Source organism: Curtobacterium citreum (genome assembly GCF_006715175.1).
Lineage (GTDB): Bacteria > Actinomycetota > Actinomycetes > Actinomycetales > Microbacteriaceae > Curtobacterium > Curtobacterium citreum.
Window position 1 is genome coordinate 918610 of record NZ_VFMQ01000001.1, and the last position, 21644, is coordinate 940253.

The following is a 21644-nucleotide window of genomic DNA, read 5'->3' on the forward strand; positions in this document are numbered from 1 at the left end:
GCAGCGCACTCACCAGCGCTGTCCGGCAGCAGCAGGGAAGGATGCCGATGACGGCGCTCGACGTCAGCCGCCAGGACCGGCGACGGCTCACGACCGGCACCCCGACCCGGCGGCTCGCCGTGGTCCGGACGGTCGCCCTGCTCGCCTCGATCGCCGGCGTGAACTACATCGTCTGGCGCTGGGCCGCCTCCGTGAACTGGCACTCGTGGTGGATCGCGGTGCCGCTGATCCTGGCGGAGACCTACAGCGTCATCGACTCGCTCCTGTTCGCCTTCGGAGCGTGGCGGCTGCGCGAGCGGGGGGAGCCGCCGACGAAGCCGGCCGGGGACGTCACGGTCGACGTCTTCGTCACGACGTACAACGAGCCCGTCGAGCTCGTCGTCCGCACCGCCCGCGCGGCGAAGGCGATCACACACCCGCACAGCACGTGGATCCTCGACGACGGCAACCGTCCGGAGATGCGCGCCGCCGCAGAGGCACTCGGGATCGGCGTCATCACCCGCGGTGCCGACTGGGTCGACCGTCCCCGCCACGCCAAGGCCGGCAACCTCAACAACGCGCTGCTCGCCACCCAGGGGGAGTTCCTGCTCATCCTGGACGCCGACCAGGTCCCGGAGCCGTCGATCCTCGACCGCACGCTCGGGTACTTCAAGGATGAGCGGATGGCGCTCGTGCAGACCCCGCAGTGGTTCGAGAACGTCCCGGACGCCGATCTCCTCGGAAGTCAGGCGCCCCTGTTCTACGGGCCGATCCAGCAGTCGAAGGACGGCTGGAACGCCGCGTTCTTCTGCGGCTCGAACGCGATCCTGCGCCGCGAGGCCCTCATGCAGCTCGGCGTCACCCGCTACGTGCGCGAGGTCGAGGAGTCCGTCGAGCGGACGATCAAGACCTCGCGGAAGCTCCTGGCCCGGGCGCGCGAGACCGAGACCGACCCGCGCGTGCTCGACGCGCTCGACGGGGCCGAGCAGGTCGTCGACCGCGCCCGTGACCAGATCGACCGGGGCGAGCCGCTCGGCGACGTCACGTACGACTTCCAGCGCGGCATCGACGCGATCGCCTTCCGGTTCGCCGCCGCCGACCTCGAGGCGGTCCGCCGCGACCTGCAGGAGCTGGCGGCGATGTCGACCGAGGCGGACACGTTCGCCGGGCTCGACGACGCCGCACTCGACGTCCTCGGTCGGCGCGAGGCCTCGCCCGTCGCGGCCATCGAGTCGATCGCCGTCCTGGCCCGCGCGCTCGACGTCAACCGCGACGACGAGGCGCAGCCGATCATGCCGCTCGCCACGATCTCGGTCACCGAGGACATGGCGACCGCGATGCGCCTGCACGGCCTCGGCTGGAAGTCGGCGTACCACGACGAGATCCTCGCCAAGGGCCTGGCGCCCGAGGACCTGCCGACCATGCTCGTGCAGCGCCTCCGGTGGGCACAGGGCACCATGCAGGTGTTCTTCCGCGAGAACCCCCTCGTGCAGAAGGGGCTCTCGTTCGGGCAGCGCCTCATGTACTTCTCGACGATGTGGAGCTACCTGTCCGGCTTCGCCGCGGTCGTCTACATCGCGGCCCCGGTGCTCTGCCTGTCGTTCGGGGTGGTCCCGGTCCAGGCGTACAGCGTCGACTTCTTCGTGCGGCTCATCCCGTTCCTCGTGCTCAACCAGGCACTGTTCTGGGTGGTCGCCGCGGGCAGACCGACGTGGCGCGGGCAGCAGTACTCGCTCGCGCTGTTCCCCGTGTGGATCGAGTCCGTGACGAGCGCGTTCGAGAACGTGTTCCGGGGCAAGCCGCTCGGCTTCCGGGTCACCCCGAAGGTCCGCGACGAGTCCGAGCAGAAGCCGCGGTGGGACCTCGTCAAGCCGCAGCTCATCGCGATGGCGGCCCTCGTCGCGTCGCTGGTGCTCATCGGCATCCGCTACCTGACCGGCCAGGCGGAGGGGATCGCCCCGCTCGTCAACTCCGCCTGGGTCGTCTTCGACCTCTTCATCTTCAGCATCGTGATCCGAGCGGTCCGCTACGGCGGTCCCGGCCCCGGCACGGTGCAGTCCGAACACGAGTCCTCGACCGCAGGAGGCCCGCTGTGACCACGCAGCACGTGACCTTCGAGGTGCCGGCCGTCGCCGCGTCCCTCGACGAGGTGCAGGACCGGTTCGCCGCCTGGTGGGAGACGCTCGACGTCGACGACGTGCGGCTCCGCTTCGCGCTCGAGACCGCGTTGGCCGAGGTCGCCGCGAACATCGTCGAGCACACCAAGCGCACCGACCGGATCGAGGGCCGCCGCTACACGGTCGAGCTCCTGGCGACCGACCGCGAGCTCCTCGCGGTGCTCACCGACAACGGGCAGCCGGCGGACGTCGACCTGTCCGCGGTGACGATGGCGGACGTCGACGAGGAGAGCGGCCGCGGGCTCGCGCTCTCCATCGCCGCGCTCGACCGGCTCGAGCACCAGCACGTCGGCGGCCACAACATCTGGACGCTCGCGTGCAGCCGGTGAGGGGCGTCCTGGCCAAGGCCGTCGCGCTCCTCGTCGTGCTCGGGACGCTGCTGCTCGGCGGCGCGCTCCCGGCGTCCGCGGTCACGGCGACGCAGTCCCCAGCGACGGCGGCAGCCTCGGACCGCGGTGCGCTCCCGGCGTCCGACCGGGCGTGGTTCGGCCCGGACCTCGACTGGGGCGACGATGGCCCCGACGGCTACGCGGGCCGACTCGGTGCCGTGCCGTCGATGTACGGCGTCGAGATCGAGTACCCCTTCGACCGGAGCGCCCGGAAGGAGTTCCTCCGGGCGACCCGGGCCGCGGCCGCCCAGGGGGCCGTCCTCGTCGTCAGCCTCGAGCCCTCGCAGTCGCTCGGCTCCCTGACCCGCGCCGACGCCGAGACCGCGAACCGCCTGTTCGAGGAGGTCCACCGGCAGTACGACACCCGCGTGCTCGTCCGCTTCGCGCCACAGATGAACGGCACGTGGGTCCGGTGGGGGCAGCAGCCGACCGCGTTCGTCGACGCCTTCCGCACGCTCGCCCGCGTCGTGCACGCCGGCGACTCGTCGGCCGCGATGGTGTGGTCGCCGTCGTACGGGGCCGGCTACCCGTTCGGGGAGTCCGCCGGCCGCCTGCAGGACCTGTCGGCGACCGACGTGTCGAAGCTCGACACGAACGGCGACGGACAGCTCACCGCGGCCGACGACCCGTACGCGCCGTACTGGCCCGGTGCCTCGAGCGTCGACTGGGTCGGCCTGTCCATGTTCTCCTTCGGCAAGGGCAAGGCCACCGAGGCCGCCGGGCGCGAGGTCCCCCTCACCACCAACGAGGTCCCCGCCGCCGGTGAGGTCCAGGCACGCTTCGACGAGACCTGGGGCTACCAGCAGCCGCAGACCGAGGGGACCTTCACCCAGCGCTTCGCCGTCGACCAGGACCGTCCGATGCTCCTGGACACCGGGGCGCTCTACGACCACTCGCTCGAGGGAGCCGCGGAGCTCCCGGTCAAGCAGGAGTGGTGGCGGCAGGTGATCGCCGCCGTGCAGCAGCACCCCGAGGTCCGCGGCGTCACGTTCCTCGAGACGAACCGCCGCGAGCCCGAGGCCGGCAACCGGGTCGCGGACTGGCGGGACACGGCCGTCCCGGGGATCGCCGGGTCGTTCCGCACCGACCTGCAGGACGCCGACCACTTCGTCTTCGGGCCGGTCACCGAGCGGATCACACCGCAGGACGGCGCCGCCGCCATCAGCCAGGAGTACGAGACCGGCGGCGACCAGATGGCGTGGATCGTCTGGTTGGCGGCCGGTCTGGCGGCGGTGTTCCTGCTCAGCGGCCTCGTCGGTCGCCTCCTGCCGAGCTGGCGCTACCCCGACGACGGCAAGCCCGGGCGCGACCTGCGGCTCGACCTGTTCCGCGGCTTCATCATCCTCGCCGTCGTCATCACGCACATCGAGATCGGCGGGCCGTACTCGTACATCACGCTGCACGCCACGGGCGCGATCACCGGCGCCGAGATGTTCGTGTTCCTGTCCGGCATGGTCCTCGGCATGACCTACCCGTTCGCGATCAAGAAGTTCGGCGAGTGGGTCGCCGCCGTCGGCGCGTGGAAGCGTGCGCGGAAGCAGTACCTCGTGACGCTCGGGGTGATCCTGGTCGTCTTCGCGATGAGCTTCATCCCCTTCCTGAACACCGACGCGATCACGACCTTCACGGACCGGGGGACCGGGACCGGCGGCGTCGGGGCCGAGGGACGGGTGTACGACCTGTACCCGAACGCGATGCAGCTGCTCGCGTACCCGCCGCCCTGGTACGCGATCCGGCAGTTCCTGCTGCTCGAGATGGGCCCGTGGCCGTTCAACATCATGGGACTCTTCGTGGTGCTGAGCCTGTTCATCCCGCTCTTCATGTGGGTGATCCGGCGCGGGTTCTGGTGGGCGCTGCTCGTCGTCAGCTGGGCGGTCTACGTCTTCCAGGCCCTCAACCCCGACTTCCGTCCGCTGAACTCGCAGTTCGAGGCGGTCTTCCCCCTCCTCACCTGGCAGGTCGTCTTCACGCACGGACTCGTGCTCGGCTACTACCGCCGACAGGTCATCGGCGCGCTCACCGGTCGGCTCGGCAAGGTGCTCATCGGCGTCGGCATCACCGGGTACGCGCTGTTCCTGGTCTACGTCTGGGCGGGCAACCAGTTCGGCTTCACCCCGACCCCGTTCCCCGCGACGATGTACGACCAGCTCTACAACACGGCGTACCAGCGCGTGGACCTCCAGTGGGGCCGGCTCGTCGACATCGCGTTCTTCGCGATCGTGTCGTACGCGATCCTCACGGTGTTCTGGAAGCCGATCGCGGCGGTCCTCGGCTGGCTCTGGATCCCGATCGGGCAGGCGAGCCTCTACGTCTTCGTGTGGCAGGTGTTCTTCGCGCTGGCCATCGCGTCGATCCCCGGTGTCGACTGGTTCAACGGGTGGATCGGCTTCGCCGCCCACACCGCGCTGATCCTGCTGGTCTGGTACATGATCCGCAAGAAGTTCCTCTTCTCGGTCATCCCCCGCTGACCCCGCACGCGCGTTCGTTCCCATCGCGAGTGATGTGGGAAGCGGAATCGCGCATACCTGGTCAGAACGAACGACCCGGTGCGCGCGGATCGACCTGGTACGCGCGGTTTCGCCCGGTACGCGCGGAGGCACCGAGCACGCGCGTTCTTTCCCATCGCGAGTGACCCGGGAAGCGGAATCGCGCGTCGGAGGTCGGAAGGAACGACCTGGTATGCGCGGATCGACCTCCGTTGCGCGGATCGGCCCGGCATGCGCGGATCGGCTTCCTCCGCGCGGACCGGTAGCGCGGGTGGGCGGGTGCGCCGCGACCACGGACGGACGGGAGGCGCGGTGCCGGCCGGCACCGCGCCTCCCGTCCGTGGGGTGGTCGCGTGGGGCGGGTCAGGCGAGCGCGCCGCTGTCGGTCGCGAGCGCCTGCCGGACCGGACCCCACGCGGCGAGCCGCTCCCGGACCGCCTCGTCCCGCTCGGTCTCGAGGGCTGTCGCGTGCGCCTGCTCGAGCACCTCGTCGACGACCACGCGCTGCCCGGAGCGCGCCGACGCGATCGCCGCGTCGACCATCACCAGGCTCATCACGTTGCGGTGCACCTCGCCGTCGGGACGGTGTCCGGACCGGACCGCGCGGACGAACGAGGCGAGCGCTCCCGCGATCTCCGTCCCGACCCCGGCGGCGGGCTCGGGCGACCCCGCTCCGCCGTCGACGACGCTCGACGGGTCGTGGTCGCCGTCCCAGGCGGCCGAGCCGGTCGCGCCGGTGGCCCGCCAGTCGCCGTTCCAGGACGTCTCGTCGCCCGGCGCGCACCACGAACCGTCGTAGACGTAGCGGACGTCGTCCTCGAACGTGAACACCGCGGCGGCGTTCGCGTGCCCGCGGTACCAGGACCACGACGGGTTCCACGACTCGCAGTACACCGACACCGGCTCGCGTTCGAGCACGTAGCGGGCGGAGTCGAACGCGTGGATCGCCATGTCGAGGAGCAGGACGTCGTCCATCTCTTCGCGGAAGCCGCCGAAGCGCGGTGCCCTCGCGAACCGGGTGTTCAGGCTCCCGACCCCGCCGAGCGCGCGGACGTGCTGCCGGAAGGCGACGAGCTGGTCGTTGTAGCGGCGGGACTGGGACACCATGAACAGCTGCCCGGTGACCTCGGCCGCGGCGGCGAGGGACAGGGCCTCGGCGACGGTCTGGGCGGCGGGCTTCTCGCCGAGGACCGGCAGACCGGCGTGCAGGGCGTCCATCGTGACCTGGTGGTGGGCGACCGGCACGGTGATGTCGAGGACGGCCTCGGCACCGGTCTCCGCGAGGAGCGCCGTGAGGTCCCGGCCGACCGGGATCGACGGGGCGCCGGCCAGGTCGGCCCCGGTGCGTGCGGCGTCGAGGTCGAGGTCGACGACGCCGACGAGCTCGACGTCGGGGTCGGCGGCGACGGTGGCGAGCCACGCGCGGCCCATCCCGCCGGCGCCGACCTGCACGACCCGCAGCGGGGCGTGGTCGGTCATGCGCGAGCCCCGGCGGCGTGCTCGTCGGCCTGCTCGGACGCCGTCTCGTCCGGCTCGTCGTCGAACGGGCCCCGGTAGTGCTGGCCCTCGAAGTACTCGCCCAGGTCGTAGCGGCGGAGCGTCGGCAGCTCGCGCTCCCGGTCCGGCCGGGCCCACTCCGCGCCGTTCGCGACCACGCGACGGACGTCGGGGTGGTGGTACACGGGGAAGTCCTGGTCACCAGGCGAGAAGTAGAAGATCTTCCCGAGGCCGCGGCGGTAGGTCATGCCGCTCCGGAAGACCTCGCCGCCGGTGAACCCCGAGATGAAGATCAGCTCGTCGGGGGTCGGGACGTCGAAGTACTCGCCGTACATCTCCTGCTCGGGGATGACGATCGGGTTCGGGACGCCGCGGGTGATGGGGTGCTGCGGGTTCACGGTCCAGACGAGCTCCTGGTCGTGCTCGCTGCGCCACCGGAGCGTGCAGGTCGTGCCCATGAGCTTGCCGAAGATCTTCGACCAGTGGCCGGAGTGCAGGACGACGAGCCCCATGCCGGACAGGACGTGCTTGTGCACCCGGTCCACGACGGCGTCGTCGACGTCCGCGTGGGCGGCGTGCCCCCACCAGGTGAGGACGTCGGTCTCGGCGAGCACGGCGTCGGTCAGGCCGTGCTCGGGCTCCTGCATGGTCGCGGTGCGGACCACGGCCTCGGGCAGGTGCTCGCGGATGCCCGCGGCGATCGCCCCGTGCATGCCCTCGGGGTAGCGCTCGGCGACGTGTTGCTCGACCTGTTCGTGGACGTTCTCGCCCCAGACGGTGACGCGGAGGGGGGTGGTGGTCATGGTGTGTGCCTTCCTGGCTGTGGGAGCGCGGAGCGGGCCGTCGTCATTTGACGGCACCGCCGAGCGCACCGGCGGAGATGTAGCGCTGGGCGACGATGAGCAGGACCGCGGCCGGCAGCGAGGCCAGCACAGACGTCGCCATCACCGGCCCCCAGTCGGTCACGTTCGAGCCGATGTAGTTGTAGATGCCGAGCGTGATCGGTCGGACGGCGTCGGTCGACGTCAGGGTGAGCGCGATGAGGAAGTCGCCCCAGGCGCCGAGGAACGTGAAGAGCGCCGCGGTGACGATCGCGTTCCGGCTGATCGGCAGGACGATCGACACGAAGGCCCGCAGGTCGTTCGCGCCGTCGACGAGCGCGGCCTCGACCAGGCTCGGCGGGATCGACTCCATGAACGCGCGCATGAGCAGCACCGCGAAGGGGACCTGCACGGCGCTGTCCGCCAGGATCAGTCCGAGGTAGCTGTTGAGCAGTCCGACGTTGTTGAACAGCGCGTAGAGCGCGTTCGCGATCACGATCCCGGGGATCATCTGCGTGATGAGCAGCACGAGCAGGAACGCCTTCGTGCCGCGCATCCGGAAGCGGGCGAGTCCGTAGGCCGCCGGGGTCGCGATGACGAGCGTCAGCACGACGGTGCCGAGGCCGATGATCATGCTCGAGACGAAGTTCTGCCCCTGCTGGGCGAACGCCGCCTGGTAGCCGGCGAACGTCGGGTTCCAGGGGAACCATGTCGCGGTGGCGGCACCGGACGTGGCCTGCAACGACGTGTTCACCATCCAGTAGACGGGGAAGACCATGATCGCGAGGAACACGATGCCGAGGATCGTGAACGGGATCCCCTTGCGGCTCGAACGGGGTCGGCGGGCCCGGGTGCTCCGTGCCGTGGTGATCGCCCGGGTCGCCGTGACGGTCCTGCCTGCGAGTCCGACGCTCATTCGTCGACCGCCTTCCTGGAGATCGCGATGTAGACCATCGCGAAGACGAACGAGACGACGATGAGCACGTTGCTCACCGCGGCTCCGATGCCGAACTGGAAGTTGATGAACGACTGGTGGTACGCGTTCGTGGCGAGCGTCTGCGTCGAGTTCGCCGGTCCGCCACCGGTCAGGCCGAGGATGATGTCCACGACCTTCAGCGTGTAGACGACCCCGAGCACGATCACCACGCTGACCACCGACCGGATGCTCGGCCAGGTGATGTACCAGAAGGCCTTGAACCCGGTGGCGCCGTCGAGCGCGCCGGCCTCGTAGAGCTCCGGCGGGACGGACTGCAGCCCGCTGTACAGGATCGTGGTGTTGAACGGGATGCCGAGCCAGACGTTGACGCCGATCACCGCGATGAGCGCGAGGCTCGGGCTGACCAGCCACGGCACCGGCCCGATGCCGACGATCCCGAGCAGCTGGTTCAGTGCGCCGCTGTCCTGGTCGAGCAGCCACTTCCACACCGCGCTCGAGGCGATGAGGGGGAGCAGCCACGGCAGCAGCAGCAGGCCGCGCAGGAACCCGGACAGCGGGAAGTGCCGCCGGAAGAACAGCGCGAGCCCGAGCCCGAGGACGAACTGCAGGACGATCGATCCCGCGGTGAAGAGGGCGGTGTTGACGACGCTCGTCGTGAAGACGGCGCTCGTGAACACCGAGACGTAGTTGCCGAAGCCCACCCACGGGGCCTCGCCGGTGAAGAAGGTCTTGGTCGTGTAGTCCTGGAACGACATCACGACGTTCTTGACCACCGGGTAGCCGAAGAACAGGGCCACGAAGACGGCGGCCGGGATGACGAACAGCCATCGGGTCAGGCCGGAACGGAGCCGCGCGCGGCGCTGTCCGGGTCGTACGGGGGCCGGGGACGTCGCTCGCGAACGGAGCTGGGTCGAGGCGCTCATGTCAGGTCCTTTGCGTCGAGGACGGGGAGCCGGTCGGGGGACCGGCTCCCCGGATCCGCTACTGGTTCTGTGACTGCGCCTGCTCGAGCGCCTGCTCGGGGTCGGCCTTCCCGGTCAGCGCGAGCTGCACGGCGGTGTAGATCTTCGTGGCGGCCTTGGGCCAGTCCGGGCCGAGCTCGCCGGTGCGGGCCCGAGCGGTCTGCACCGTGGTCACGAAGGACGCGACGTCCTGGTGGTCCTTCGCCCACGCGGCGCCGACTTCGGTGTTCGTCGGCACGTTGCCGGTGACGCCCGCGATGACGTTCTGCATCTTGTCGCTGTTCAGGCAGCCGACGAACTTGCCGGCGAGCTGCATCTTCTCCTTGTCGCCGGTCTGCGGGACGGTGAAGGCCTCGCCGCCGAGCGGGGCGACGGTCGCCGAGCCGGTGCGGGTCGGGATCGGGACGCTGTCGAACTCCAGGTTCTTCGCTTCCTTCAGCGCCGGCAGCTGCCACGGGCCGTTGATCATCATCGCGGCCTTGCCGGCGATGAACTGGTTGTTCACGTCGGCCTGCGCCCAGTTGATCGAGCTCTTCGACATCGAGCCGTCGTTCTGCAGGTCCTCGACGAGCTGCAGGGCCTGTGCCGCCTCGGGCGTCGCGATGTCCTTCTCGTCACCGCCGTTCGACCAGAAGAACGGCAGGAACTGCCAGGTGCCCTCGTAGGTGTTGATGTTGCTCATCGCGAAGCCGTACGTCGACCCGCTCGTGAGCTTCTTCGCGGCGGCCTTGAGCTCGTCCCACGTCTTCGGGGGCTGCACCCCGGCGTCCGACAGGAGCTTCTTGTTGTAGTACAGCGCGATCGAGTTCGTGACGGGCTGCAGACCGTAGAGCTTGCCCTCGTACGTGTTCGCGCCCTTGACGCCCGGGACGTCGTCGTTCGCGTCGAGGCCGTAGTCGCCGAGGTCGGACAGGGCGCCGGACGCGGCGATCTGCTGCACGTCCGGGTTGTCGAGCATGAGCACGTCGGGCAGCGTCCGCGACGACGCCTGCTGCAGCACCTTCGAGATGAGGCCGGCGCCGGCGACGTGGTTGATCTTCACCTGGGCGCCGACGGTCTTCGCGCACTGCTGGTAGATGGTGTCGTAGTTGGCGGCGTAGTAGTCCTCGATCGTGAGGGTCTTGGAGCCGCCGCCGGACGAGGCGGACCCGGAGCCGGAGCAGCCGGACAGGACGAGGGGGACCGTGGCGACCACGGCGACCGCGCCGACGAGGGCGCGGATCCGGCGGGACGAGGAGTGGAACCGGTGCTTCATTGCGTAGCTCTTCTCTTGGGCGGATGCATGAGGGGACGCCCGGCGACGGCTCCATCGACGTCGTCGTCGCGGTGGTCCTTGGGGCGAGAACGTAACAGCAAAGCGCTTTGCCTGTAAAGCGCTTTTTTCGGGAATCGGCGGGTCTATGCTGACCAGACAGCAGGCTGACGAGACAGCACGACCCGACCCGGAGGCGCCATGGCCACGATGCAGCAGGTCGCCGACCGCGCCGGCGTCTCGATCGCGACGGTGTCCTTCGTCGTCAACGGCACGAAGTACGTCACGCCGGCGACCACCGCCCGGGTCGAGGCGGCGATGCGCGAGCTGAAGTTCCGCGGCAACCTCGTGGCACGGGCGCTCGCGAGCCGGCGGACCCGGATCATCGCGCTGCTGTTCCCGACCGTCGGCAACCGGTTCAGCCCGACGACGTCGGAGTTCTTCATGAGCGCCGCCGAGCGGGCGTCCCAGCGCGGCTACCACCTGGTGCTCTGGCCGGTCGACCCCGCTGGCGAGGACCTCGACGACCTCGTGTCGGGCGGGCTCGTCGACGGGGTCGTGCTCATGGAGGTGCGGATGGACGACCCGCGCGTCCGGAAGCTCAGCGAGCTCGACGTGCCCTTCACGCTGATCGGCCGGACCCGGGACAGCAGCGACCTGCCGTTCGTCGACATCGACTTCGAGACCACCATCGAGGACTCCCTCGACCACCTGCAGGGCCTCGGCCACCGCCGGTTCGGGCTCGTGCTCGAGAACCTCGAGGGCACGCCGATGGCCGGGTACGCCCCGCACCTGCGTGTCGAGGACACCTTCCGACGGTCCGTCGCGGCCCGCGGCGCCGTCGGGACCGTGGTCTACGCCGGAGCCGGCAGCGAGGGCGGACGCGAGGCGGCCCGCGCACTGCTCGACGCCGACCCGGAGGTCTCGGGCGTGCTCGTCATGAAGGACGACTCGTCCGCCGGGCTCCTCGTCGGGCTCTCCGCGGCCGGGCGACGGGTCCCCGACGACGTCTCGGTGCTGAGCATCGCCTCGTCCGGGACGGCGGGCGACCAGCACCACCCCCGCCTGACGACGATGGTCGCCCCGGGTCGCGAGCTCGGCGAGCGTGCGGCGGACGCCCTGATCGACCAGCTCGACGGCGCGAGCGAGGGCAAACCGCACTTCCTGCTGCCCTGCGTGCTCCGCCCCGCGGAGTCGGTGGCCGCGGCCCCCACCGGCGCGACCGCCTGACGGACGGGAGGCACGTGGCGGCGCCGCCACGTGCCTCCCGTCCGTCCGTGCCGGCCGCGCGCGGACGTGCGCCGAGTGCGACGACGGCACCGCCTGCACGCCCTCCCAGGGACGCTTGGTTGTGTGGACTCACAGGTTCGCAGCACCACACGTCGAGGAGGACGGATGGCCATCGACCGGAGACTGTTCCTGCTCGGGGGAGCGGGGGTGCTGCTGCTCGCCGGCTGCTCCACGCGACCCGAGCGCACCACCGTCCAGGACTGGCCGACGGACCCACCGGACGGTGACGTCACGATCAGCTGGTGGGCCGGACAGGTCGCCTCGAAGGACGGCGGCGACCTGCGACGGCGGCTCATCGCGGAGTTCCGGCGGGAGCACCCGAACATCCGCGTCCGGATCGTCAGCGCACCGAGCGACACCGACACGAACCGGACGAGCCTGACGACGCAGATCGCCGCGGGCAGCCCCACGCCGGACGTGTACCTCGGCGACGTGGCCTGGCCGGGACAGTTCGCGAAGAACAAGCTCGCGACGCCCGTGAACGAGCTCGTCGGGGCGGACTTCTTCGAGCAGTTCCCCGAGGGACTGCGGCAGGCGGCGAGCGTCGACGGGACGTACTACATGTTCCCGCTCTACATCGACGAGTCGTTCTTCCTGTACCGCCAGGACCTGCTCGACAAGCACGGCTTCCAGGTGCCCCGGTCGTGGGAGGAGGTCAAGGACACCGCCGCGAAGCTCGTCGACACCGGTGACGTCAGCTACGGCCTGGCGTTCCAGGGCGACGTGTACGAGGGGCTGACGTGCAACGTGACCGAGTTCGTCGCGGACGCCGGCGGCTCGCTCCTGAACGACGACCTGACCCGGCCGGAGACCACGAGCTCGGAGACCAAGCGCGCCTTCGAGTTCATGCGCTCGCTCATCGCCGACGGCGCCGCACCCCGGGCGACCCTGACCTACCAGGAGCAGGACACGAACGACGCCTTCTCGGGTGGACGGGCGGCCTTCCTGCGGAACTGGTCGTACGCGTGGGGGATCGCGAACGGGCCGGACTCGGCCGTCGCGGGCAAGGTCGGGCTCGCCGCCCGACCGACGTTCGACGGCACGGACGAGCACCACTCGACGATCGGCGGGTGGGGGAACTACATCAACCCGCACACCCAGCAGCCCGCCGCCGCGCTGACCTTCGCCCGGTGGATGTCGAGCGAGACCGCGCAGCAGTTCCTGACCCGCGAGGGCGGTGTCCTGCCGGCCCGCAGTGCGAGCCTGGTCAGCGAGGACGCGAAGCGCCAGAACCGGCCGACGTACGACACGGCCGCCGGCATCACGCTCGTGCCCCGCCCGACGTCGACCGCGTACTACCCGAAGGTCTCGCAGGGCGTCTACCAGAACGGCAACAGCATCCTCGGGGGCCAGGCGTCGGTGGACGGCGGCACCCGGGCGATGGCCTCGGCGATCTCGCTCGCCCTGTCGGGGGAGGCGCTGTGAGCGCCGGGACCGCCACCCGGCCCGCCGCACGGACCCCGGGCGCCGGACCGGACGGGTACCGCCGGACCCCGGCCCGGTCGCGCATGGAGCGCATCCGGGCGCGCGGGGCGTGGGGCTTCGCGGCCCCGGCGCTCCTCGTGGTCGCCGCGGTGACGATCTTCCCGGTCGTGTACTCGATCGTCCTGAGCTTCGCGGACGTCGAGATCGGCTACGACGGCTTCAGCATCCAGGGCTTCGGGCTCGGCAACTACGCGGCCCTGCTGCAGAGCGCCGACTGGTACCGGGCGCTCGGCTTCACGGTGCTGTACACGCTCGTGACCGTCTCGGTCGAGCTCGTCCTCGGCATGCTCGTCGCGCTCGTCCTCGAGCGGCTCGGGGTCACCCGCGGGTGGATGCTCGCGCTGATGCTCGTCCCGTGGTCGCTCGTCACGATCGTGAACGCCCAGCTGTGGAAGTACATCTACGACTCGACGTACGGCGTCGCGACGTGGTTCTTCGGGCTGTTCGGGGACGCCCCGGTCATCCTCGGCGAACCGGTCCCCGCGATCACCGGCCTGATGGTCGCCGACATCTGGAAGACGACGCCGTTCGTCGCGATCATCCTGCTCGCGGGGCTCGTGCAGATCTCCGAGGACCACTACGAGGCGGCAGAGCTCGACGGCGCGAACGGGTGGCAGACGTTCTGGCGCGTGGTGCTCCCGCAGCTCACGCCGACGCTGACGATCGCGGTGCTCTTCCGCGTCCTGCAGGCGTTCGGCGTCTTCGACCTGCCGTTCGTGCTGACGAACGGCGGCCCGGGCACCGCGACCCAGTCGCTCGCGATCATGGGCTACAAGGTGCTCTTCCAGGACATCAACATCGGACCGGGCGTGGCCATCGCGACGAGCACGGCGGTCATCGTCGCGGCGGGGTGCCTGCTGTTCCTCCGGGCGTTCCGGAACCAGGCGAAGGGAGGGGACGACTGATGCCCCGGACACGTGTGCGCAAGGGCTGGCGGCGGTGGGTCAACACGATCAACGTCAGCGGCGTCGTCATCGCGGTGCTCACCGCACTGCCGCTGTACTGGCTCGTCTCGACGTCCCTCAAGCCGTCGTCCGAGATCGCGCAGTCGCCGCCGACGGTCTGGCCGCGCTCCCTGACGTTCGACAACTTCGTCACGGCGTTCCGGGACAACGCGCTCGGGCAGTACATGGTGAACAGCGTCGTCGTGTCGGTCTCGACGACGGTGATCGTCCTCGCGCTGTCGTTCCTCGCCGGGTACGCGCTCGCCGGCCGGTGGATCGCGGGGCGGACGGCGATCATGACGTCGCTGCTGATGCTGTCGGTGTTCCCGGCGATCGCGGTGCTGACGCCGCTGTACCTGCTCGAGCGGAACCTCGGGCTGCTCAACTCGTACCCGGGGCTGATCGTGCCGTACGTGGCGTTCAACCTGCCGTTCGCCATCTGGATCATGCGGAACTACCTGCAGGGCATCCCCTCGACGATCGAGGAGGCCTCCGAGATCGACGGCGCCGGAGCCTGGCGCACGGTGCTGTCGGTGATCCTGCCGATGTCGAAGCCGGGGCTCTTCACGGTCGGCGTGTTCACGTTCACCGCGTCGTGGAGCGAGTTCCTGATGGCGCTGACGTTCAACAGCGAGAACTCGTTCCGCACGATCCCGGTCGGCATCGCGCTCTTCGGCACCCAGTTCACGGTGCCGTTCGCGCAGATCTTCGCGGCGAGCGTGGCGGCGACGATCCCGATCGTCATCCTCGTGCTGGTGTTCCGCCGGTCCATCGTGTCGGGGCTCACCTCGGGTGCCGTGAAGGGCTGATGCCGGGCGTGCCCAGGAGACGGACGGGAGGCCCGTGGCTGTCGAGCCACGGGCCTCCCGTCCGTCTGCCGGTCGCCCTGGGCGACCGTACGCCGCGCGGTCAGCCGCGCCGCGGGTCCCGAGCGGTGTCGGTGAAGAAGTCGGCGTACAGGCCGTTGCTGTCCTGCAGTTCCCCGTACTTCCAACGCTTGCGCATGCGACGGAACGTCTCGATGCGCACCGGGTCGATGCCCGGCTCGGACTGGTACGCGCCCATGGTGCCTCCCCGTCTCCCTGTGTTGCCCCCGATCGGGGGCTCCCACGGAGGACGCTACGGACGTGCGGCCGTCACGTCCGGCAAGATAGGTCGGGAAGTTACCTAGTTGCGCTTGTTGGACAAATGTTCGAGCAGTGTCCTCGCGCGCCCGTAGCCTGCGTCAGGGGGTCGGAGCGCCGTACTCGAGCGCCTCGATCACGCGGTTGATCACCCGCACGTACTTGACCCGGTCGCGTTCCGAGAAGGAGGACAACAGCTCGTGCAGATGCTCGTTGGTGCTGTCCATGGCGGACGCGTAGGCGCGCTGGGTCTCCGGGGTGAGCTCGATGAACCGGCTGCGGCCGTCGTCGGGGTTCGGGACGCGGCACAGGTGCCCGGCCCGCTCCAGGCGGTCGATCGTGCCCGTCACCGCGGGACTCGTCAGGCCGAGGTGCGAGACCAGGTCCTTCACGCGGACCTTCCGCTCCGCGGCCTCCGCGCGAGCGACGAACTGCAGCACGGTCAGGTCCGAGCCGGAGACCGACAGGCGTTCACGGAGTCGTCCACGCAGTGCGCCCATCGCGGCTTCGAGCCGGGTCAGGGCGGCGGTCAGGTCGATCTCGCTCACGTGGTGGTCGCCCCCTCGTCGCGTCGTGGTCCCGGGCGACGTTACGCCGCCCCTACCCCGGAAGCGTATCCAGATAACGAGATGTACCGCGCAATGTGGACAGTCGGAGGGAACCGTGGCTGACCCGCTCATCGAGGCGTTCGCCGCCGAGGCCACGATCGCCCCGGTCCGGTTCGAGGTGTCCGGCACCCGGACCGACCACGCCGTCCGCGACCTCGGAGGCATCTACGCCGGCGACCGGTGGAGCGCGAGCGCGTCCGGCGGCCGGTTCGACTACCGGTACACCGCGATCGGCGACAGCGAGGTGACGATCCGCCGGTCCCAGATGCACGGCGAGATCCGCGGCGTCGTCCAGGGCGGCGGCGACTACGTCGTCACGTGGATCAGCGCCGGCACCGGCGAGGTCGAGGTCCGCGGGGAGCGCTGGCCGATGGAGCGGGACGTCCCCGTGCTGTTCCCCGCGGACGAGGAGTTCTGGTTCACGAGCGCCGACTACGACCAGCGGCTCGTGCACTTCGACCGCGACTTCGTGCGTCGGGTCGCGGCCACCCGCGGCGAGGTCGGCGAGCAGGGGCTGCGCTTCGACGGGTTCCGCTCACCCGAGGCGACGGTCGGGCAGCGCTGGCAGGGGGCGCTCACGGCGCTGTCCCGGGCGCTGCGCGTCGGCGGGCCGGAGTCGGACGCGTGGCAGGACGCCAAGGTGTCGGCCGCCGAGGTCTTCCTCGACATGTTCCCCCCGCAGACCGACGACCTGCCCGACGTCCTGGCGGAGACCCGGAACGCCCGGCTGCGCGCCGCGGTGGAGTACATCCACGCGCACGCGGCCGAGGACGTCAGCATCACGGACCTGTCCGACGCCGCCGGCCTGAGCGTCCGGTCCGTGCAGGAGTCCTTCCGCCGGGTCTTCGACGTGTCGCCGCTGACGTACCTGCGCCAGGTCCGGCTCGACCACGTGCACGAGGAGCTGCTCGAGGCCGGGCCGCACGCCGGTGCCGTGGGGGACATCGCGCGGCGGTGGGGCTTCGCGCACCTCGGGCGGTTCTCGGCGTCGTACGCCGAGCGGTTCGGCGAGTACCCGAAGCAGACGCTCTGGCGCTGACGCGCGGCGCGCGGCGGCGTCAGCGCGCGGCGCGTCAGCCGCGCGCGGCCGGCGGCGCCGCCGCCTGCGTGGTGCGGTGTACCCGCGCACAACCGGAAGCACACCGCGCCGTGGTCTCGCGTGGTGCGGCGTGCTTCCGGTTGTGCGGAGCGCACGGAGCGCACGGGGCAGTGCGAGGCACCTGCGCCGCGCGCGGCCGCGGCGTCAGCCGCGCGCGACCGGCGGCGCCGCCGTGCTGCTGCGGACGCGCAGCGTCGTGCGGAGCCGCACGTGGTCGGTCGTCGGCTCGCCGCGGAGCATCGCGAGCAGCATGGACACCGCGCTCGCGCCGAGGTCGACCAGCGGCTGGGCGACGGTGGTCAGCGGCGGCGTGGTCGTCGACGCCTGCGGCACGTCGTCGAAGCCGACCACCGACAGGTCCTCGGGGACGCGGAGCCCCAGCGCCTCGGCCGCGTGCAGCACGCCGATCGCCGACGAGTCGTTCGCCGCGAAGACCGCGGTCGGCCGGTCCGGCAGGGTCAGGAGCTCGTGCGCGACCGCGGCGGAGCGCTCCTCCTGGTAGTCGCCGGGGCGGACGAGGTGCTCGTCCACCGGGACGCCCGCCGCCGCCATCGCCGCGCGGAAGCCCGCGTCGCGGAGCTGGGACGACGCCAGGTCGCCGCGACCCTGCAGGTGCGCGATCCGGGTGTGCCCGAGGGCGAGGAGGTGCTCGACGGCCTCGCGGGCGCCGGCGGCGTTGTCGGTGTCGACGGTGGCGTGGCCCTCCGGCCCGGTGTGCGGGTCGATCGCGACGACGGGGATCGACGCGGCGGACATCGCCTCGGACGGGGTGACGACGATCGCGCCGTCGATGAGCGTGCCGGACAGGCGGGACAGCGACCGCCGCTCCCAGCCCGGTCGGCTCGACCCGGTGAGCAGGCCGGCGTAGGCGAGCAGCTCGTACCCGGTGCCCGTCGTCGCGGCGGAGATGCCGCGCAGCAGCTCGGTCGAGAACGGCTCGAACTCGGTGACCAGGATGCCGATCACGTTCGTCCGGGTGCTCCGCAGGCTCCGCGCGACGAGCGAGGTCTCGTACCCGAGTCGCTCGACGACCTCCTGCACGCGCACGATCGTCGCCGCGGCCACACCGTCCCGGTTGTTGATCACCTTCGACACCGTCGGGATGGACACCCCGGCAGCCCGCGCGACGTCCGCGATCGTGACCCGGCCCGGTCCGGGCGGGGTGTCGAGGGCCGTCTGCATGTGCTCACCGTACAACCGCTCAGGACTCGGCACGGCTCGGGAGCCAGATAAAGAAAACGTTATCGATAACGATTGACAAGCCTGCTCGACGCCTGGCACGCTCTCCGCAGCGGCATCCGCTGCCGCACGTCAACGACGACACCGAGGAGTTCCACGATGACGAGGAAGATCCGTGCCGCGGCAGCCATCGCGCTGATCGGGGCGACCGCTCTCACAGCGGCAGGCTGCTCAGCGGGCAGCGATGCCTCCAGCGACGGCGGCAAGGTCACCATGACCTTCTGGCACAACTCGACGACCGGTCCGGGCAAGGCCTTCTGGGACCAGACCGTCAAGGACTTCGAGGCGAAGAACCCGAACGTCACGATCAAGGTCCAGGCCATCCAGAACGAGGACCTCGACGGCAAGCTGCAGACCGCCCTGAACTCCGGTTCGGCCCCGGACGTGTTCCTGCAGCGCGGCGGCGGCAAGATGGCCGCCATGGTCAACGCCGGCCAGCTGCTCGACATCTCCGACTCGATCGGGTCCACCGCGAAGTCCGAGATCAGCGAGGGCTCGTTCAAGGGCTACCAGCAGGACGGCAAGACGTGGGCCATGCCGGTCGACGTCAACCCCGAGGGCATCTGGTACAGCCAGGACCTCTTCAAGCAGGCCGGCATCGAGGGCACCCCCACCACGATGGAGGAGCTGAACGCCGACATCCAGAAGCTCAAGGACGCGGGCATCCAGCCGGTCGCCGTGGGTGCGAAGGACGCCTGGCCGGCCGCACACTGGTACTACAACTTCGCGCTCCGGGCCTGCCCCGAGAGCGTCCTCAACAAGACCTCGCAGGACCTGAAGTTCACGAACTCGTGCTGGAAGCAGGCCGGCGAGGAGACCAAGGCCTTCTTCGACACGAAGCCCTTCAACGACGGCTACCTGACCACCGCCGCACAGCAGGGCGCCGGCAGCTCGGCCGGTCTCATCGCGAACCACAAGGCGGCCATGGAGCTCATGGGCGCGTGGGACCCGGGTGTGATCTCCTCGCTCACCCCGGACGGCAAGCCGCTGTCCGACCTCGGCTTCTTCCCCTTCCCGGAGGTCTCCGGCGGCAAGGGCGCACCCGGCTCGATGATGGGTGCCGTCGACGGGTACTCCTGCTCGGCGAAGGCCCCGAAGAAGGCCTGCACCGACTTCCTCAACTACATGACCGAGAAGCCCGTGCAGGAGGCCTACTACAAGGCGTTCAACGCGATCCCCGCGAACAAGTCGGCCCAGTCGGTCGTCACCGAGCCCTACCTGAAGAGCGTGCTCGAGGCCTACAACAAGGCACCGTTCGTCTCGAACTACCTCGACACCGTCTACGGCCAGAACGTCGGCAACGCCCTCAACACGAGCGTCGTCGACCTGCTCGCCGGCAAGGGGTCCGTGTCGGACATCGTCTCGACCGTCAACCAGGCAGCAGCGAAGGGCTGACGAACCCATGACCACCTCCGTCACCAGTCGCTCCACGGACCAGTCCGGGGCAGCGCGGTCCGGGACGGGGCGTCGCACGGGCGGGGCCGACGGTTCGCCGTCGGCCCCGGCCCGCCGGGCCCGCAAGGGCAACGACGTCCGCACCCGGGTCGAGATCGCCGTCCTCGCCGGACCGGCCACCCTGATGTTCGTCGGGTTCGTGATCCTGCCCGTCGTGCTGGCCGCGTACTACGGCTTCTACAAGTGGCAGGGGTACGGCACCCCGACCGACTTCGTCGGCCTGCAGAACTACACCATCATCTTCACCGACCCGGACTTCCGGGGCGTGCTCTGGCACAACCTGTTCATCGTCGTCGGGTCGCTCGTCGTGCAGGGGCCGATCGCGATCATCCTCGCGCTGCTGCTCAACCAGCGCATCCGGGGGCGCGGCCTGATCCGCGTGCTCATCTTCGTGCCGTACGTCATCTCCGAGGTGATCGTCGGCACCGGCTGGAGCCTCATGCTCCAGTCGAGCGGCGCAGTGAACGACCTGCTCCAGGCCGTCGGGCTCGGAGCCCTCCGGAACGACTGGCTGTCGAACCCGGACATCGCCATCTGGACGCTGCTCGCGATCATCTCGTGGAAGTACATCGGCTTCGCGGTGATCCTGTTCCTCGCCGGCCTGCAGAGCATCCCGGAGGAGCTGTTCGAGGCCGCGCAGCTCGACGGTGCGAGCTACTGGCAGATCCAGCGGCGCATCACGCTCCCGCTCCTCGGCCCGACCATCCGGATCTGGGCGTTCCTGTCGATCATCGGCTCGCTCCAGCTGTTCGACCTCGTCTACATCATCTGGGGTCAGTACATCGCTGCCACCGCCGGGACCTCGACGATGGCGACGTACATGGTCGCCAACGGTCGGCTCTCCGGCAACTACGGGTACGGCAACGCCGTGGCCGTGGTCATCTTCCTCATCTCGCTGGTCGTCGCCCTCGTCTACCAGCGGTTCGTCCTGCGCCGCGACACCGCCGGCGCCCTGACCGAGAAGGGCGACCGATGACCGCCACCGCCTCCATCGTCGCGCCGAACCGCCGCCGGTCCCGTGACCACGGTCCGGTCCGCAAGGAACGCAACCTCGGCACCTACTTCATCGCCCTGGTCTTCATCGCGGTGTGCATCGCGCCGGTCGCGTACATCATCCTGGGCGGCTTCCGCACGAACTCGCAGATCACCGCGAGCCCCGCCGGCCTGCCGAACCCATGGCAGATCGGGAACTACGTCTCGGTCCTGACGAGCGGTGTCTTCTGGCAGCAGCTCGGCAACTCCGTCGTCGCAGGCGTCACCACCACGGTCGGCGTCGTCGTCCTCGGGCTCATGGTGAGCTTCGTGCTCGCCCGGTACCGGTTCCGCGGTCGCGGCGCGCTCTACTCGCTCTTCGCCGCCGGCCTGATGTTCCCGATCACCGTCGCGATCACCCCGCTGTACCTGCTCGTCAAGGACCTCGGCCTGACGAACAGCCTGGCCGGCGTGATCCTGCCGCAGATCGCGTTCGCCCTGCCGACGACGGTCATCATCCTCGTGCCGTTCCTGCGGGCGATCCCGGACGAGCTCGAGGAGGCCGCCGCGATCGACGGGGCGAGCCGGCTCGGGTTCTTCTTCCGCATGGTCGTGCCGCTGTCCCTGCCCGGGGTCGTGACGGTCGGCATCCTCGCGTTCATCGGCAGCTGGAACAGCTACATCCTGCCGCTGTTCATCCTCAACGACTCGTCGGCGTACACGCTGCCCCTCGGGGTGCAGGCGTTCTCGTCGCAGTACTCGGTGGACACCGCGCGCGTGCTCGCGTTCACCTCGCTCTCGATGATCCCCGCGCTCGTGTTCTTCGCGATCTTCCAGCGCCGCATCGTCGGTGGCCTGACCGGGGCGGTGAAGGGGTGACGGCGCTCGACACGTCCACGCACCCGACGGACGGACGCCAGCCGACGGA

At 70.2% G+C, this 21644-nt stretch carries 19 protein-coding genes; 11 read left to right on the forward strand and 8 right to left on the reverse strand.

Annotation, left to right across the window (positions count from 1 at the left end):
- Positions 1-47 precede the first annotated feature (47 nt).
- The 3 genes from FB462_RS04520 to FB462_RS04530 are packed head-to-tail and all read left to right on the forward strand — an operon-like array spanning position 48 to position 5013.
- The gene (locus FB462_RS04520) at positions 48-2075 is read left to right on the forward strand and encodes a glycosyltransferase (RefSeq protein WP_229666782.1); all 2028 of its coding nucleotides are present in this window, start codon (positions 48-50) and stop codon (positions 2073-2075) included.
- Positions 2072-2485 carry an ATP-binding protein gene (locus FB462_RS17205; protein WP_167510009.1) on the forward strand — a complete coding sequence of 138 codons (414 nt, stop codon included), beginning with the start codon at positions 2072-2074 and terminating at the stop codon, positions 2483-2485. Before FB462_RS04520 ends, FB462_RS17205 begins: the two co-directional genes overlap by 4 nt.
- Positions 2482-5013 (forward strand): OpgC domain-containing protein, encoded by a 2532-nt coding sequence (locus FB462_RS04530; RefSeq protein ID WP_141860424.1) that lies wholly within the window; start codon positions 2482-2484, stop codon positions 5011-5013. Before FB462_RS17205 ends, FB462_RS04530 begins: the two co-directional genes overlap by 4 nt.
- 381 nt (positions 5014-5394) lie before the next feature.
- Here the strand turns inward: FB462_RS04530 and FB462_RS04535 are convergent, their stop codons facing one another.
- From FB462_RS04535 to FB462_RS04555, 5 genes are read right to left on the reverse strand one after another with little or no spacing between them, the layout of a single operon-like run.
- Complete coding sequence (locus FB462_RS04535; protein ID WP_167510010.1) at positions 5395-6510, reverse strand: Gfo/Idh/MocA family protein; 1116 nt, start codon at positions 6508-6510, stop codon at positions 5395-5397.
- Positions 6507-7331 (reverse strand): ThuA domain-containing protein, encoded by an 825-nt coding sequence (locus FB462_RS04540; protein WP_114848856.1) that lies wholly within the window; start codon positions 7329-7331, stop codon positions 6507-6509. Before FB462_RS04540 ends, FB462_RS04535 begins: the two co-directional genes overlap by 4 nt.
- 43 nt (positions 7332-7374) lie before the next feature.
- Positions 7375-8265 (reverse strand): carbohydrate ABC transporter permease, encoded by an 891-nt coding sequence (locus tag FB462_RS04545; RefSeq protein WP_114848857.1) that lies wholly within the window; start codon positions 8263-8265, stop codon positions 7375-7377.
- A complete protein-coding gene (locus FB462_RS04550; protein ID WP_229666780.1) occupies positions 8262-9209 on the reverse strand; it encodes a carbohydrate ABC transporter permease in 948 nt (315 codons plus the stop codon). The genes FB462_RS04545 and FB462_RS04550 overlap by 4 nt, the downstream gene beginning before the upstream one ends.
- Positions 9210-9267: 58 nt before the next feature.
- Positions 9268-10503 carry a sugar ABC transporter substrate-binding protein gene (locus FB462_RS04555; protein WP_114848858.1) on the reverse strand — a complete coding sequence of 412 codons (1236 nt, stop codon included), beginning with the start codon at positions 10501-10503 and terminating at the stop codon, positions 9268-9270.
- Between the two features lie 198 nt (positions 10504-10701).
- On the opposite strand from FB462_RS04555, the gene FB462_RS04560 reads away from it, so the two are divergent.
- From FB462_RS04560 to FB462_RS04575, 4 genes are all read left to right on the forward strand, one after another.
- The gene (locus FB462_RS04560; RefSeq protein WP_180225637.1) at positions 10702-11730 is read left to right on the forward strand and encodes a LacI family DNA-binding transcriptional regulator; all 1029 of its coding nucleotides are present in this window, start codon (positions 10702-10704) and stop codon (positions 11728-11730) included.
- Positions 11731-11895: 165 nt separating this feature from the next.
- Positions 11896-13215: an ABC transporter substrate-binding protein gene (locus FB462_RS04565; protein ID WP_141860426.1), complete on the forward strand. Its 1320-nt coding sequence runs from the start codon at positions 11896-11898 to the stop codon at positions 13213-13215.
- Positions 13212-14180, forward strand: a complete 969-nt coding sequence (locus FB462_RS04570; protein ID WP_188868843.1) for a carbohydrate ABC transporter permease — start codon at positions 13212-13214, stop codon at positions 14178-14180. The genes FB462_RS04565 and FB462_RS04570 overlap by 4 nt, the downstream gene beginning before the upstream one ends.
- A complete protein-coding gene (locus FB462_RS04575) occupies positions 14180-15028 on the forward strand; it encodes a carbohydrate ABC transporter permease (protein ID WP_229666778.1) in 849 nt (282 codons plus the stop codon). Before FB462_RS04570 ends, FB462_RS04575 begins: the two co-directional genes overlap by 1 nt.
- 100 nt (positions 15029-15128) lie before the next feature.
- On the opposite strand, the gene FB462_RS17210 is transcribed toward FB462_RS04575, so the two are convergent.
- Positions 15129-15284, reverse strand: coding sequence for a hypothetical protein (locus FB462_RS17210; protein WP_167510011.1), 156 nt, complete (start codon positions 15282-15284; stop codon positions 15129-15131).
- Positions 15285-15444: 160 nt separating this feature from the next.
- The gene (locus FB462_RS04580; RefSeq protein WP_058743118.1) at positions 15445-15891 is read right to left on the reverse strand and encodes a MarR family winged helix-turn-helix transcriptional regulator; all 447 of its coding nucleotides are present in this window, start codon (positions 15889-15891) and stop codon (positions 15445-15447) included.
- A gap of 115 nt (positions 15892-16006) precedes the next feature.
- Between FB462_RS04580 and FB462_RS04585 the strand changes: the two genes are divergently transcribed.
- The gene (locus FB462_RS04585; RefSeq protein ID WP_167510012.1) at positions 16007-16990 is read left to right on the forward strand and encodes a helix-turn-helix transcriptional regulator; all 984 of its coding nucleotides are present in this window, start codon (positions 16007-16009) and stop codon (positions 16988-16990) included.
- Between the two features lie 204 nt (positions 16991-17194).
- Here the strand turns inward: FB462_RS04585 and FB462_RS04590 are convergent, their stop codons facing one another.
- Positions 17195-18232 carry a LacI family DNA-binding transcriptional regulator gene (locus tag FB462_RS04590; protein ID WP_141860430.1) on the reverse strand — a complete coding sequence of 346 codons (1038 nt, stop codon included), beginning with the start codon at positions 18230-18232 and terminating at the stop codon, positions 17195-17197.
- Between the two features lie 156 nt (positions 18233-18388).
- Between FB462_RS04590 and FB462_RS04595 the strand changes: the two genes are divergently transcribed.
- Genes FB462_RS04595 through FB462_RS04605 form a run of 3 tightly spaced genes read left to right on the forward strand, consistent with a single transcriptional unit; the run spans position 18389 to position 21595 of the window.
- Positions 18389-19684: an ABC transporter substrate-binding protein gene (locus FB462_RS04595; RefSeq protein WP_141860433.1), complete on the forward strand. Its 1296-nt coding sequence runs from the start codon at positions 18389-18391 to the stop codon at positions 19682-19684.
- Between the two features lie 7 nt (positions 19685-19691).
- Positions 19692-20720: a carbohydrate ABC transporter permease gene (locus tag FB462_RS04600; protein WP_058743122.1), complete on the forward strand. Its 1029-nt coding sequence runs from the start codon at positions 19692-19694 to the stop codon at positions 20718-20720.
- Positions 20717-21595 carry a carbohydrate ABC transporter permease gene (locus FB462_RS04605; RefSeq protein WP_114848865.1) on the forward strand — a complete coding sequence of 293 codons (879 nt, stop codon included), beginning with the start codon at positions 20717-20719 and terminating at the stop codon, positions 21593-21595. The genes FB462_RS04600 and FB462_RS04605 overlap by 4 nt, the downstream gene beginning before the upstream one ends.
- Positions 21596-21644: the final 49 nt, after the last annotated feature.

Bases quoted from the DNA above. Each gene is read 5' to 3' on its own strand.
- FB462_RS04520 (WP_229666782.1), top strand. From the start codon at position 48: ATGACGGCGCTCGACGTCAGCCGCCAGGACCGGCGACGGCTCACGACC.
- FB462_RS04535 (WP_167510010.1), bottom strand. From the start codon at position 6,510: ATGACCGACCACGCCCCGCTGCGGGTCGTGCAGGTCGGCGCCGGCGGG.
- FB462_RS04540 (WP_114848856.1), bottom strand. From the start codon at position 7,331: ATGACCACCACCCCCCTCCGCGTCACCGTCTGGGGCGAGAACGTCCAC.
- FB462_RS04545 (WP_114848857.1), bottom strand. From the start codon at position 8,265: ATGAGCGTCGGACTCGCAGGCAGGACCGTCACGGCGACCCGGGCGATC.
- FB462_RS04550 (WP_229666780.1), bottom strand. From the start codon at position 9,209: ATGAGCGCCTCGACCCAGCTCCGTTCGCGAGCGACGTCCCCGGCCCCC.
- FB462_RS04555 (WP_114848858.1), bottom strand. From the start codon at position 10,503: ATGAAGCACCGGTTCCACTCCTCGTCCCGCCGGATCCGCGCCCTCGTC.
- FB462_RS04560 (WP_180225637.1), top strand. From the start codon at position 10,702: ATGGCCACGATGCAGCAGGTCGCCGACCGCGCCGGCGTCTCGATCGCG.
- FB462_RS04565 (WP_141860426.1), top strand. From the start codon at position 11,896: ATGGCCATCGACCGGAGACTGTTCCTGCTCGGGGGAGCGGGGGTGCTG.
- FB462_RS04575 (WP_229666778.1), top strand. From the start codon at position 14,180: ATGCCCCGGACACGTGTGCGCAAGGGCTGGCGGCGGTGGGTCAACACG.
- FB462_RS17210 (WP_167510011.1), bottom strand. From the start codon at position 15,284: ATGGGCGCGTACCAGTCCGAGCCGGGCATCGACCCGGTGCGCATCGAG.
- FB462_RS04590 (WP_141860430.1), bottom strand. From the start codon at position 18,232: ATGCAGACGGCCCTCGACACCCCGCCCGGACCGGGCCGGGTCACGATC.
- FB462_RS04595 (WP_141860433.1), top strand. From the start codon at position 18,389: ATGACGAGGAAGATCCGTGCCGCGGCAGCCATCGCGCTGATCGGGGCG.
- FB462_RS04600 (WP_058743122.1), top strand. From the start codon at position 19,692: ATGACCACCTCCGTCACCAGTCGCTCCACGGACCAGTCCGGGGCAGCG.
- FB462_RS04605 (WP_114848865.1), top strand. From the start codon at position 20,717: ATGACCGCCACCGCCTCCATCGTCGCGCCGAACCGCCGCCGGTCCCGT.